General features: G+C 54.6%; 14 protein-coding genes and 1 riboswitch. Of the genes, 11 read left to right on the forward strand and 3 right to left on the reverse strand.

Annotated elements, in window-relative coordinates:
* Positions 1–3 precede the first annotated feature (3 nt).
* Positions 4–651 carry a GTP cyclohydrolase I FolE gene (gene folE / locus WC184_00490; GenBank protein ID MFA7476355.1) on the reverse strand — a complete coding sequence of 216 codons (648 nt, stop codon included), beginning with the start codon at positions 649–651 and terminating at the stop codon, positions 4–6.
* Between the two features lie 45 nt (positions 652–696).
* On the opposite strand from folE, the gene WC184_00495 reads away from it, so the two are divergent.
* The 11 genes from WC184_00495 (at position 697) to WC184_00545 (ending at position 12,407) form a co-directional block, all read left to right on the forward strand.
* A complete protein-coding gene (locus tag WC184_00495; protein ID MFA7476356.1) occupies positions 697–1,896 on the forward strand; it encodes an acyl-CoA dehydrogenase family protein in 1,200 nt (399 codons plus the stop codon).
* 64 nt (positions 1,897–1,960) lie between these two features.
* Positions 1,961–2,068: riboswitch (TPP riboswitch) on the forward strand.
* A gap of 33 nt (positions 2,069–2,101) precedes the next feature.
* On the forward strand, positions 2,102–3,217 hold the full coding sequence (locus WC184_00500) for a thiamine ABC transporter substrate-binding protein (protein ID MFA7476357.1): 1,116 nt from the start codon (positions 2,102–2,104) through the stop codon (positions 3,215–3,217).
* A 68-nt stretch (positions 3,218–3,285) separates the two neighbouring features.
* Complete coding sequence (locus WC184_00505) at positions 3,286–4,875, forward strand: iron ABC transporter permease (protein MFA7476358.1); 1,590 nt, start codon at positions 3,286–3,288, stop codon at positions 4,873–4,875.
* On the forward strand, positions 4,872–5,945 hold the full coding sequence (locus tag WC184_00510) for an ABC transporter ATP-binding protein (protein MFA7476359.1): 1,074 nt from the start codon (positions 4,872–4,874) through the stop codon (positions 5,943–5,945). Before WC184_00505 ends, WC184_00510 begins: the two co-directional genes overlap by 4 nt.
* Before the next feature lie 64 nt (positions 5,946–6,009).
* Entirely contained in the window at positions 6,010–7,566 is a 1,557-nt protein-coding gene (locus WC184_00515; GenBank protein ID MFA7476360.1) for an acetolactate synthase large subunit, read from the forward strand.
* Between the two features lie 45 nt (positions 7,567–7,611).
* Positions 7,612–8,142, forward strand: a complete 531-nt coding sequence (gene ectA, locus WC184_00520; protein ID MFA7476361.1) for a diaminobutyrate acetyltransferase — start codon at positions 7,612–7,614, stop codon at positions 8,140–8,142.
* 207 nt (positions 8,143–8,349) lie between these two features.
* Entirely contained in the window at positions 8,350–9,642 is a 1,293-nt protein-coding gene (gene ectB, locus WC184_00525; protein ID MFA7476362.1) for a diaminobutyrate--2-oxoglutarate transaminase, read from the forward strand.
* A complete protein-coding gene (locus tag WC184_00530; protein MFA7476363.1) occupies positions 9,639–10,040 on the forward strand; it encodes an ectoine synthase in 402 nt (133 codons plus the stop codon). Before ectB ends, WC184_00530 begins: the two co-directional genes overlap by 4 nt.
* Positions 10,037–10,936 (forward strand): ectoine hydroxylase, encoded by a 900-nt coding sequence (gene thpD / locus WC184_00535; protein MFA7476364.1) that lies wholly within the window; start codon positions 10,037–10,039, stop codon positions 10,934–10,936. Before WC184_00530 ends, thpD begins: the two co-directional genes overlap by 4 nt.
* 83 nt (positions 10,937–11,019) lie before the next feature.
* On the forward strand, positions 11,020–11,466 hold the full coding sequence (locus WC184_00540) for a hypothetical protein (GenBank protein MFA7476365.1): 447 nt from the start codon (positions 11,020–11,022) through the stop codon (positions 11,464–11,466).
* An 8-nt stretch (positions 11,467–11,474) separates the two neighbouring features.
* A complete protein-coding gene (locus WC184_00545) occupies positions 11,475–12,407 on the forward strand; it encodes an alpha/beta hydrolase (protein MFA7476366.1) in 933 nt (310 codons plus the stop codon).
* On the opposite strand, the gene WC184_00550 is transcribed toward WC184_00545, so the two are convergent.
* Both WC184_00550 and WC184_00555 read right to left on the reverse strand, forming a co-directional pair.
* Positions 12,386–13,183: an ATP-binding cassette domain-containing protein gene (locus WC184_00550; protein ID MFA7476367.1), complete on the reverse strand. Its 798-nt coding sequence runs from the start codon at positions 13,181–13,183 to the stop codon at positions 12,386–12,388. The genes WC184_00545 and WC184_00550 overlap by 22 nt on opposite strands.
* Positions 13,180–13,626 carry a MarR family transcriptional regulator gene (locus WC184_00555; GenBank protein MFA7476368.1) on the reverse strand — a complete coding sequence of 149 codons (447 nt, stop codon included), beginning with the start codon at positions 13,624–13,626 and terminating at the stop codon, positions 13,180–13,182. The genes WC184_00550 and WC184_00555 overlap by 4 nt, the downstream gene beginning before the upstream one ends.
* Positions 13,627–13,651: the final 25 nt, after the last annotated feature.

Genomic DNA, 13,651 nt, shown 5'->3' on the forward strand with positions numbered 1-13,651 from the left:
TGTTTAGCGATCCCGCGAAAACCCGATTAAATTCATGGCTTCGCTGCGGGTAGCTTGGTCGGTTTTGAACACCCCTCGCACCGCCGAGGTGACCGTGAGCGCACCTGGTTTCTTCACACCTCGCATCGACATACAGAGATGTTCGGCTTCCACAACCACCAACGCTCCACGAGGCTTTAAGTGCTCCACCAGTGAATCTGCTATCTGGCTGGTCATACGCTCTTGAACTTGGGGGCGGCGAGCAAACCCGTCAACTAGCCTCGCCAGCTTGGAAAGGCCGGTAATTCGGCCGTCTTTGCCTGGAATGTAGGCCACGTGAGCGCGCCCCATGAATGGCACTAAATGGTGTTCGCATACCGAAGCGAAAGAAATATCTCGGATCATGATCATTTCGTCATGATCGGCATCAAATTGCACGTCAAGGTGGGTGGCGGGATTCGAATGGAGACCACTCATTATTTCCACATACATGTCGGCCACTCGTTCTGGGGTGCGAATTAACCCATCACGATTGGGGTCTTCACCAATGGCAGCCAAGATTTCACCGACCGCCGCGATTATGCGGTCACGGTCTATTGCATGAGTCTCTCTGAGCGGTGATGAACCATTGAGCGCGGTGGCATTAGACACACTTTGGTCAGTGGGTGACATTTCCAAGACTTCTCCTCCCGAAACACAAGACTGTAGCGTTGCTGTATGTCAAAGGCCCACACACCCACCCGAGTTGGCGGCGACAAGCCGGAAGATTTTCTCAATTTGTCATCGTTGTTATCAACGGAAGAGCAACAAATTGTGGCTACTGTGCGTCGCTTTGTAAAAGATCGAATTCTGGCTGAAGTTGGCCAATGGTACGACGAAGGAACATTTCCTGCTCGTGACCTGGCACCAGTGATGGGAGAACTCGGCCTTTTGGGAATGCATCTGGATGGGTATGGATGCGCTGGCATGAGCGCTGTCGACTACGGCTTGGCCTGTTTGGAACTTGAGGCTGGTGACAGCGGACTTCGCAGCTTTGTATCGGTTCAAGGTTCGCTCGCAATGTTCCCAATCTGGGCTTATGGCAGTGAAGAGCAAAAGGAACGTTGGCTGCCGGCTATGGCTGCCGGTGATGCCATTGGTTGTTTTGGACTTACTGAACCCGATGCGGGTAGCGATCCGTCGTCGATGCGCACCCGAGCAGTTCAAGAGCCGAGCGGCGACTGGATTCTGAACGGGACCAAAATGTGGATCACCAACGGCAGCATTGCCGATGTGGCTGTAGTTTGGGCCCAAACCGAACGTGGTATCCGCGGGTTTGTGGTGCCAACTGATACCCCAGGGTTTTCATCGAATGCCATAATGGCCAAAGCTTCGCTACGAGCTTCTGTCACCTCGGAACTGGTATTTTCCGATCTGCGATTGCCGGCGGACGCGGTGCTGCCCGATGTGGTTGGCATGAAGGGGCCCCTGTCTTGTTTGAATGAAGCGCGCTTTGGGATTCTCTTTGGTGCAGTGGGCGCAGGCCGCGCTTGTTATGAAGCTGCTCTTACTTATGCCAAAGAGCGTGAACAATTTGGTGGTCCCATCGCACGTTTCCAACTCACTCAACAAAAACTGGTTGAAATGATGGTAGGGGTGAACCAGTCGCAACTATTGGCCCTGCACCTGGGTCGTTTGAAGGACCAAGGCGACATTTCATCGGCGCAGGTGAGCTTTGGAAAAATGCATAACGTGCGTGCGGCCCTAGAGATTGCCCGCAGCGCCCGAAGTGTACTGGGTGCCAACGGAATCACACTCGAATATCCGGTGATTAGACACATGAACAACCTGGAATCTGTGTACACCTATGAGGGCACTCATGAAATTCATACCCTGGTGCTTGGACAGGCCATCACCGGTTCGGGTGCCTTCAGCTAGCAGATTCAGCTTAGGCGAGTGAAACCCTCGCGCGATTTGGGGGAAAGCAAAAGTTAGCTATAGTTGATTTCACCACGGGAGCCCGGAAACGGGCTGAGAGGGAAAAGCAATTTTCCGACCGTTTGAACCTGATCCAGGTAATGCTGGCGCAGGAAGGATTCTCAGCCTCGGTTTTGTGCTCCTCAAACCAATTGAGGAGTCTAAATTGTCATTAGCGCTATTCCGCGAGTTTCGATCGCGACGATTAATCACCTTGTTCACCGCCTTTTTGGCTTTAGCCGTGTTGGCCGCGGCTTGTTCAAACAACAGTGACGAGCCAGATTCGAACGGATCATCCCCAGAGAATGCAAGTGCTGGCAACAAGGTCGTCTTGGTGACCCACAACTCATTTGAAATTAGCGATGAATTAATCGCGTTGTTTAAGGAAGAGACCGGCAATGAACTGGTTGTACAGCGCGGCGGAAGTGCCGTCGAGGTGTTGAACCAGGCCATCCTGACCGTCAAAAACCCCCAGGGCGATGTATTTTTTGGGGTGGAAGACACGTCGCTTTCTCGTGCTTTGCGCAATGGCTTGTTTGAGGTCTATGAACCCGCTGCTAGTGAGCAAATTCAAGCTGGACTAGTGGTGGACGACGAATTTCACGTAACACCTATTAGCCATGGTGTTGTATGTGTGAACTACGACAAATCTTGGTTCGCCGACAACGACGTAGCGGTACCATCGGGGCTGGCCGACCTTGTCAAACCTGAATACGCCGACCTGTTTGTTACTCCTAATCCTGCCTCCTCAGCACCTGGACTAGCGTTTCTCACCGCCACCGTCGCCGAATTCGGCGAAGATGGCTGGGCCGACTACTGGCGAGAGTTAAAGGACAACAACGTTGTGGTCACAAGCGGGTGGAGTGATGCCTACTACGGCCGCTTCTCCGGTGGTGCTGAAGACGGCGATCGTCCTCTTGTAACCTCATACGGGTCGAGCCCACCCGCCGATGTTCTAGGTCTTGATCCGTTGCCAGATGACACGCCAACTGGTGTCATTGAATCAACTTGCGCACGTGAAACCACCTTTGCCGGGGTCTTGGCCAATGCCGCCAACCCGTCGGGTGCCGAAGAATTTATTGACTTTCTATTAGGAAAAGCATTTCAAGAATCACTGCCCCTTAGCATGTTCGTTTACCCAGTGATTGAAGACACTCCCTTGCCGATTGAGTTCGAACGATTCGCCGTTAATCCAGCTAATCCGTATCACCTGGCACCGGAACTACTTGAGGCGGAAGCCGACAATTGGGTTGAAGAGTGGACAAACATAATGTTGCGCTAAGCCTTAAAAGCTCGATACTTCTATCGATTATTCCGATTAGCTTTCTGGCAATATTCTTTATATTGCCAGTGGCTAATATTATAGCGCTTGGTTTGCATCACGATAACCAGTGGAATCTAAACATATTGCAATCCGTTTGGGGCGATAGTTATTTACGGCAAGTAATTTGGTTTACCTTCGCCCAGGCGATCGCCTCTACGGCCCTAACAATAGCAATAGGGTTTCCTATTGCTTATTTGCTCGCACGTTATAAATTTCCTCTACACGGGTTCATTAACGGTCTCGTTACCGTGCCCTTTGTTTTGCCAACGGTGGTAGTGGCGGTAGCTTTTTTGGTCTTGTTGCGGCCCGACGGTTGGGCCGGTGGCCTGCTCGGGGGATGGTGGGGTGCGAGTCCGCCTGACCTACGGGGCACCTTGGCGGCAGTCCTAATGGCGCATGTTTTCTACAACGTCTCGGTGGTAGTTCGGATTGTGGGTGGTTTACTCGACCAGCTCGATCCAGCCATTGAAGATGCCGCGGCCGTACTGGGTGCGAACAAATGGAATATTTTCACCAAGGTCACGCTGCCGTTAGTTCGCCCGGCTTTGATTTCGGCGGCCTTAGTTGTGTTCCTCTTTACCTTCACCTCATTTGGGGTGGTGCTGTTTCTTGGCGGGCCGGGAAACTCTACGCTGGAGGTCGAGATTCATCGCCAAACCGCACTGTTGTTGAACCTACCGGTAGCCGCGGCCCTCTCAATTTCCCAACTGGTAATGGTGGCAGTCTTAGCTACGATCAGTCTCAAACAACAACGTGGTGCGGCCGTCGAACAGCCACTGGTTGGAGGTCGTGCTGGGGCTCGCCAACGTGTGGCGTCCACCATTGGTGAACGCAGCGTTGTGCTCGGAATGATTCTGGTGTCACTGGGGTTTTTCGGTGCCCCATTGTTAGCCATGGTGTTACGTTCGCTTCGGAGTGGGAGCACTGTTTTCACTCTGGAGTGGTATCGACGACTGTTCGGCCCAAGCTCAACTGTGCTTGGGCGTTCGGCCATCGAAGCCGTTTGGAATTCGCTCCAGTTCGCGGCCGTGGCCACCGTAGTGGCTGTGGTGGTTGGTTTATCGGCCTCGTTTGTGATTGTGCGTGGCCCGGAAATTTGGCGGCGCTGGTTCGAGGTTTTGCTCCTCCTGCCACTGGGTGTCTCAGCGGTAACCGTTGGTTTTGGTTTCATTGTGGGACTTGATGAACCGCCGCTCAATCTAAGAAATTCGTGGTGGCTGATTCCTATGGCCCAAGCGCTAGTTTCAACGCCATTTGTGGTGAGGGTGTTGGTCCCGGTCTTGGCTTCTATCGAGAGTCGTATCCATGAGGCAGCCGCGGTTCTGGGTGCTTCGCCTCTAAGAACTTTGTGGGAGGTCGACCTACCCCTAATTGGTCGCGCCGTGGGCTTGGCCGCCGGGTTCGCGTTTGCCATGTCGCTTGGCGAGTTTGGGGCTACCGTTTTTATCGCCCGGGCTGACACTGTCACGGTGCCGGTAGCCATAATGCGCCTCTTAGGTCTGCCTGGTGCCTCAAACTATGGCCAGGCCATGGCGCTCAGCTCCATCCTCATGGCCCTAACGTTCAGCTCGATGCTGGTTGTCTCAAAAATTCGTCTGCCCCAGGTATCCGCATGAGCCTTCGCGTCGAGGAGTTGAGTGTTGAGCTCGCTGGCAAATCGATTATCCATCAGGTATCGATCGAAGTGAACGACGGTGAGATCGTGGCGGTGTTGGGCCCCAGCGGTAGCGGCAAAACGACGATGCTGCGCGCCATTGCAGGTTTAGTTCCCTTGGCCCAGGGCCGAATTTGGTCCAACGGACACGATATTTCTAACCAGCCATCTTTTCGAAGAGGTGTGGGCTACATGTTTCAAGAGCATGCGTTGTTTCCTCATCGCAATGTGGCCGAAAACATCGAGTTCGGTCTGCGAATGGCGAAAATGCGAAAGCCGGAGCGGTTGGGGCGACGCCGTGAGGTACTGGAACTGGTGGGATTGGGTGGATTTGATCAGCGACCGGTGGCATCGCTTTCAGGTGGAGAGCGCCAAAGAGTGGCACTGGCTCGAGCGATCGCACCGAAACCCGCCCTGCTATTACTAGACGAGCCGTTTAGCTCTTTAGATCGGGCACTTCGAGAACGACTTTGGGAAGATTTGGTTGACGTTCTTGTCCAAACCAACACCGGTTGTATTCACGTCACTCACGATCATGTTGAAGCCTTGCGAAGCGGTGACCGCCTGGTGGTGCTTTCCGAGGGCGAAATCCTACAAGCCGGTAGTCCACTAGAGCTTTGGAGAATGCCAAACTCCGAAGCTATTGGTCGAATAGTGGGACCATTAAACACCGTGCCGGTGGAGCTCATAAGTAGCGCAGCGATGGTAGCGCCTTGGGGTAGAACGTCGTACCAGCATCTGCTGGCTCGGCCAGCTCCAAACACCAATTCTTCCAAACTGCTAGCCAGACCCGACGCCTTCGAGATCTCGGTACCAACAACAGGTGGCCAAGGCTGGTTTGAGGGCACCGTTATTCGTCGTAACTTTATGGGAACACACGCCCTAGTCGAGGTGGCTCTCGACACCGATGCGGGGGCATCTGATGAGCCAATTGGGCTCTTAGTCCTTGAAACGACACCGTCGTTTAGTGAGCTTGGCAGCCGAATATCTCTGAAACTAAAAGACAGAAGCGTGGTGATCACCGCCACATAAGCAGCTCAATTCCACCCTCGGGCCTCGGAATAAGTCACAATAGAGAAACGCTCGACTAGGAGGAATGCTTGTGAACGGTGCCGAGAAGCTGCTGCGAGGCCTAGCCGATAACGGGGTGACAGCGTGTTTCGCCAACCCCGGCACAACCGAAATGCACCTGGTCGCGGCGCTGGACACCGAGCCACGGATTCGACCGGTTCTCGGTCTTTTTGAAGGTGTGGTCACCGGTGCCGCCGATGGTTATGGCCGAATGTCTGATGTGCCTGCTATGACGATTTTGCACCTCGGTCCTGGCCTTGCAAACGGTTTGGCTAACCTCCACAACGCCCGTCGCGCCAACACCCCAATGGTCAATGTGGTTGGTGACCACACGACGTGGCACCTAGCTGCGGATGCGCCTCTCACTTCCGATATTCCTTCTTTGGCACGACCCATGTCGGCCTGGGTTCACACCGTAAGTTCAGCCGACAATCTTGCTAGCGATGGGATCGACGCCCTGAGTGCCGCCATGTCGGCACCTGGTGGGGTGGCCACACTGATTGTTCCTCAAGACACCACCTGGGATGAAGTAGACGAAAGTGCGCCGATTCCTACGCCTTCACCGGTTGGCTTCGGGGAAGTTCCACCCAACCAAATTGAATCGATGGTTGATGAGCTAAGGCGACTGGGCGACGCAGCGGTACTCGTATTGGGTTCGAACGCGCGCCGCGAGGCTGGCCTTAAAGCAGCGGCCCAGATTCAAGCTGCCACCAACGCTCGGGTGGTGGTGGCTGGTATGGCGTCACGAGTGGAACGCGGGGCTCACGTGCCCGATTTTCCTTCCATTCCATATTTCCCCGAACAAGCAGTTCCGTTCTTGGCCGATGTGAAACTGATGATCTTGGTTGGAACCACCGAACCAGTACATTTCTTTGGAAATCCCGGCCAGCCCAGCCATCCACGTCCCACCGATGCCTTGTTGGTGTCGTTAGCTACGCCCTCTGAAGATGCCGAATCGGCCCTGGTTGGTCTAGCGGCGGCGCTTGATGCACCTCCAGTGGCCGTGCCAGAACGCGCGGCACCTCAAATGCCCAGCGGCTCTAGCCTCGGACCAGCAGAATTAGGTGCCGCCCTAGCTTTGTTGCAACCCGAGGGTGCCATTGTGGTTGATGAGTCGATCAGTTCTGGCGCCGCTTATTCCGCCATGGCTACAAGCGCACCACCACACGATGTGCTGCACCTTACCGGTGGCGCAATCGGGCAAGGCTTGCCAGCTGCGGTTGGTGCTGCAATAGCCTGCCCGGACCGACGGGTTATTGCGTTGCAGGCTGACGGTAGCGCCATGTACACACTGCAGTCGCTTTGGACTATGGCCCGTGAATCGCTCGACATTTCGATAGTTCTATTGGCCAACAAGAATTATCGAATCCTCCAGATCGAATTGATGCGAGCCGGAATCAACGAACCTGGCCCAAGCTCGTATGGACTGACCGACTTGGAACGTCCCCATATTGATTGGGTGGCTTTGGCTACTGGCATGGGTGTACTTGGGCGTCGTGCGCGCAGCTCTGACGAGCTGGTCGATGCTCTACGCGAGTCGTTGAACACTTCAGGTCCTTCACTGGTTGAAGTGTGGCTTTAACGGGGTGCCTTGAAGTGACTTAGCCAGCTTGTTATGGTCGAAACGATGCTTTCAGCAGAAATTTCGACCATGAATTCCCGTGGTCGAGCACCCAAAATTCGGGTGCGACCATCTCAGGCGAGCGACGGTGTAGCCATGTGGCACCTGGCCGACCGCTCGACCCTAGATACCAACTCACCCTATGCATATGTGCACTACGGTGATCAGTTTTCTTCTACCTGTCGCGTGGCGATTAACGACGATGGCGCGGTGGTTGGCTTCGTGCTGGCTCACCTGCTGCCCAAGCGCCCTAATAGCCTTTTTATCTGGCAGATTGGTGTGGCTGAAGAGGCCCGCGGTCTTGGTATCGCCTCCGAAATGCTCGATTCACTTTGGGCTGACACGGCTGACGTGAGCTTTTTGGAAGCCACCGTAACGCCGTCGAACACCGCCTCTGATCGCTTGTTTCGACGCTTCGCACAACAACATGCAGCGGAATTGGAAACCTCGTTGATCTACGGGGAAGCCCTATTCCCGGCTGGAACGCATGAAGCCGAGCTCCGCTATCGAATAGGACCAATAGCGATCGATAGCTAGCAATGACCACGTCTAGTCGTTCTCGAACGATCGACCTGACGCGCTCTGGGTGCCCATTGGCGATACGTAATCCCATGGTTTAACAAACCATTTCGGTTGGCGATCCCTTGTGGCGGCACCCTAAGTCCAGACCAACTGGTCTGGCACCTAGTTGGCAAAGTGCCAGCTAGAACAGATATATCACCAACGTGAGGACGTGATTTTAACGTGAAAACGTTTGAGACCTACGAGTCTGAGGTCAGGGGATACATACGTTCCTGGCCAACCGTTTTCAAAAAAGCCGAGGGGTGGACCCTCACCGATGAAGCCGGACGCGAGTACCTCGACTTTTTTGCGGGTGCTGGTGCGCTTAACTACGGCCACAACAATCCAGTTGTCATCGAGCCGCTAGTGGAATATCTCCGATCGGGAAGTCCCCTTCACTCCTTAGATATGGCCACGGTGGCAAAACGTGAGTTCATTGAAACCTTTGTTGAGGTGGTTCTCAAACCCCGTGGAATGAACTACAAGCTGCAATTCCCAGGGCCCACCGGTACCAATGCGGTAGAGTCAGCCCTCAAACTAGCTCGCAAAGTAACCGGACGTGAGAGCGTAGTCAGCTTTACCAACGCTTTCCACGGTATGTCCCTCGGAGCGCTGGCCGTCACCGGAAACTCTATGAAGCGTGCCGGGGCTGGCGTTCCACTGGCCTATACGATGCCCATGCCCTACGCCGGTTTCCTAGGCCAAGAATCTGATTCGATCGACTACTTCGACCGGTTCTTGCTTGGTGACGGTTCGGGTATGGAAACGCCCGCTGCTGTCATTTTGGAAACGATTCAGGCCGAGGGCGGTATCAACGTGGCTTCCGAGCCATGGTTAAAACGCCTCTTTGAGGTTTGTGAGGCCCATGGGGTGCTGGTCATCGTTGATGATATTCAGGTCGGTTGTGGACGTACCGGACCGTTCTTTTCCTTTGAGAATCTCGGTCTAAAGCCCGACATCATTTGTCTTTCAAAATCATTAAGCGCATCTGGTCAACCGCTGTCGCTGGTGCTTATGAAGCCCGAGTTAGATCAATGGGAGCCCGGCGAGCACAACGGTACCTTCCGAGGTAACAACGCCGCTTTTGTAACCGCTACGGCTGCTCTGAAGGCATTTTGGCAAGACGATGAGTTCAGCCAAGCGACACAGCGGGCTTCAGCGGCGCTCGATGCCGGTATTCAGCAGGTGAAGAAGAACCACGAAGACCTCTTTGTTGATATCCGCGGACGGGGCATGATCCGTGGTTTAGGGACCACCGAAGCTGAATATGCCACGCAGATTAGCGCCGCTGCTTTCGAAGAAGGCTTGCTGCTAGAGACGGCCGGTCCACGCAGTGAAGTTGTGAAGTTCTTGCCGCCCCTCACGGTTAGTGGGACTGCCATTAATCAAGCCTTAGAACGCCTTGATGTCGCCTGTGAGCGAGTAACCAAGCAGAGCCGAACGAAACTGGCTGTGGCGGTTGGGGGAGCGTCGTGATAGTGAGAAATGTTGATGACCTGGCTGGCACCGACCGAGAAACGGTAGCAGAAACATGGCGGTCGCGTCGGTTCCTATTGGCCGGTGACGGGATGGGTTTTTCGTTCCATGAAACCATCATGGCGGCCGGTACCGAGACCAAAATGTGGTACAAGAACCACCTAGAAGCGGTGTACTGCGTGGGTGGGCGAGGAACGATAGAAGATCTGGCCACGGGCGAAGTTCACGAGATACGTGACGGCACTATGTACGCCCTAAACCACCATGACCGCCATGTGATTCGTGTGGATGAAGACCTGCGGTTGATCTGCGTGTTCAACCCGCCCTGTGTCGGCGGGGAAACTCACGACGAAGACGGTGCTTACCCGCTACTTAGCCAAGAGGAGCTGATTGGATGACCACGCAAGACCTATATCCCACCCGCCTCGGCCAAGAGGTAAAAATGCTTGAACGCCATGATCCCGTTGTCTGGGGTTCAGGCGAAGGTAGTGCTTTAACCGCGGCGCAGGTGGAATCTTATGAATGTGACGGGTATCTGCAACTTCCGGCGCTCTTTAGTGAAAGTGAGGTCGAAGCCTTTCAAGAGGAGATCGCCAAATTAACCAGCGATCGAGAGCTTTTGGCTTCCGAGCGAGTGATTATAGAGCCCGATGAAGACTCGTTGGCACTGCGTTCAGTGTTTGACGTTCATCGTGAGGGCATGTTTCGCGACCTGGTACGTGATGAGCGGGTTTCGAACGTAGCCCGACAACTGCTTGGGAGCGACGTATACATCCACCAGAGTCGCATCAACCTGAAACCACCGTTTCGAGGTAAAGAGTTCTTTTGGCATTCCGACTTTGAAACTTGGCACGCGGAAGACGGCATGCCCTCAATGCGGGCCCTTAGTGCGTCGGTGAGCCTAACCGAAAACGTGCATTCCAACGGCCCCTTAATGGTAATACCGGGTTCGCATAAACATTTTGTGGCGTGTGGGGGAGAGACCCCGGCCGAGCACCATCGTGAATCGTTGCGCCGTCAAGAAATTGGCGTTCCCAGTGACGAGATGCTGACCCGGTTAGCCGATGAGAGCGAGGTACGTAATCTGGTGGGACCGATTGGCTCGGTTACTTTCTTTGATTGCAATCTCATGCACGGTTCGAACGGCAATATCACACCACAGGCCCGTCGGAATGTGTTCTTCGTTTATAACAGCGTCCATAACACGCTGGTGGAACCGTTTGCAGCTCCGGCTCGGCGACCTAACCACATCGCAGCTCGCAATTTTGAAGCGGTACCGTTGCCAGTTGGCTAACGAGCGGCTCACTGCGGCCGGCTTAGTTTCGTAGCCGGTGGCAACCTGGGGGCAAGAGCAAATTTGTAACTATGGTTTAAGGAATGGACCTGACCGTAAGTCTTCTTGCCCCTTGTGAGCCAAAACAGCTTTTTTATTGGGTAGGCACACTTGAGCGATACCCACAATGGTTGGGGATTGTTAGCCAGGTTGTGCCAGACCAGGGCTCTGACGGCGACCATGAAACGGCATGGTTAGTAGATATTTCGGCCAAGGTTGGGCCCTTTACCCGCTCTAAACGGCTTCGAATGGTTCGATCTGAGTATCTGGAGAACGAGAGTGCCATCTTTGAACGAGTAGAGCTTGATGGCCGTGACCATGGTGAATGGATTCTTAAGGCTGAGGTTGAGCGCGAAGGCACAAACGGCGGCAGCCAATTGGAAATGAGCCTGACCTACAACGGTAAATTGTGGGGTGCCATGCTAGAACCGATCCTCGCGGATGAGATCGAGCGTTCACGCCAAAGGCTGCTTGATCTCGTAACACAATGACCCCGCTCGTGTCTTCTGCCCGTTTTTACACTCAACGCTTGGGAATGCTGATTCGGGGTGCTCCCTTAAGTGATCTGCATGCCTTGCCTCCAGAGATGCCGCCGGGTAATTCTTTGGTCTTGGAAGGTCGGGGCGAGGTGTTCTATCGAGACATGGCCGGACCAAGTGACCAACTGCCGTTGTTGTTGCTGCACGGCTGGCTCGCTAGTGCCGAGGTTAACTGGTTTGGAGTTTTTCCAGCCTTAGCTGGTCAGCGTCGCGTAATAGCTTTGGATCACCGAGGTCATGGGCGTGGTATTCGCTCTGGCCAACCATTTCGCCTAATCGATTGTGCAGAAGACGCCGCCATGTTGTTACAGGCCCTGGAGATTCCCGAGGCGATTGTTGCCGGGTACTCGATGGGTGGGCCCATTGCTTTATTAATGGCACAACGCCACCCGAAAAGCGTGGCGGGACTTGTAACTATGGCGTCGGCGGCGAAGTTTAATGGGTCACTGTTTGAAGATTTGCGTTGGAGAAGTTTGCCATTGCTCGAGATCGGTGTGCGCAGTGGCCTTGAAGAGCGTCTGGTGCGTCGCTTAGCTTTTGAACTTGGCCAGACCAATGAGTCCTTGGCTGCGCACAGTACCTGGTTGGCGGCAGAACTGTCTCGTACCGATCCGGCCGCCGCTCGCGAAGCCGGCGAAGAGCTCCGCCGTTTCGATGCCACGTCGTGGCTGTCTACGCTCAATATTCCTGCTGTGGCCGCCATCACTGAGCATGATTCGCTGGTGCCGCCGGAACGTCAACGAGCTTTGGCCGAAGGCTTGGGGGCACCGATGATTGTCATCCCCGAGGCCGATCACCAGGTACCTGTACAAAACCCTGATGCTTTAGCAGCGGCCCTCAATCAAGCGGTCGCTCAAGTATCACAAATGATTCAAAATGCACGAGCGGCGTAACGGCCATCGTGGTTCTCGACCTTGATATTTAGGTCGAAACAGTGGCTTAGGTTTTCAGAGTTTAAAGTCTCACCCATCGGTCCCGCGGCTGTGATCTGGCCTTCCCTAAGCAAGAGGAGGTGGGTGAAGCCCAACGGGATTTCTTCAACGTGGTGAGTGATCAGTACCAGCGGCGGTGTATCGGGCTCGGTGGCTAAGTCCGCCAAGTCGCTTAGGAGCTCTTCTCGAGCTCCCAAATCAAGGCCGGAGGTTGGTTCGTCCAACAACAATAAACCAGGGTCACATATTAGGCCCCGAGCTAAGAGCATACGTTGGCGTTCACCCGATGAGAGAGTACGAAATGGTTGGTTGGCCTGGGCTTCTAAGCCAAATCTGCGTAGGGCTGCCAATGCTTTTTCATGGTCAGCGTCGCTGTAGTGGTGCCACCAAGGCTCGAGAGCCCCGTTTAGAGCGCTCATCACAGCATCTTTGGCGGTGATATCGGGTCGCAAGCTGGTGGCTACCGCTGCGCTCACCGCACCAATTCGACGGCGGTGCTGCCGTACGTCAACCCGACCTAGCTCTTCACCCAGAACAAATACCCGGCCTGATGATGGATGCAGTGTTAACGCCGCGATGCGTGCCAAGCTGGTCTTTCCAGACCCATTACGGCCGAGAATGACCCAACGTTCATCAGTGGCCACTTGCCAGTTGATGTTTCGTAGGACCTCGGTTTGGTCAAAGCGTAGGCTTACGTTGCTGAGCTGGAGTGCAAAGCTAGACCCTGCCCGGCTCACTGGTCGGCAAGTTTGGCGGCACGTTCCACGTTGAGCGCCTCCATCCACATCAACAAGCCAGCATAGGCGGCCTCTTGGTCGGCTTCCGACGGCATGTTTTGGGCGAGTTCAGCGAATCGTCGAGCAATTACGGCGTCGGCTTTACGAAGCACCTCTACCCCAAGCGGTGTAATGGTGTGTGAAACGCGCCGCCTATCGGTGGCGTCAGTAGTGCGATCGGCAAGTTCACGTGCCACCAGACCATCAGCCAGCGCTGTGATACTTGGACGGCTTACACCTAGTCGCCCCGCCATCGGTGCTGCACTAGAAGAGCCCACCTCGGAAAGATAAATGAGCATTCGATACTGAGGAAGCGACAGGCTGGCCTCAGACAACACATTTTCGATGACTCGTGCTAGTCGTGCCGCGGCACGACCGGCTACAGCGTGGGAATGTTCGCTCACAGGATAGTTAGTGTGTCTAATTAAA

This window comes from Acidimicrobiia bacterium (assembly GCA_041676705.1).
Lineage (GTDB): Bacteria > Actinomycetota > Acidimicrobiia > Acidimicrobiales > SKKL01 > Actinomarinicola.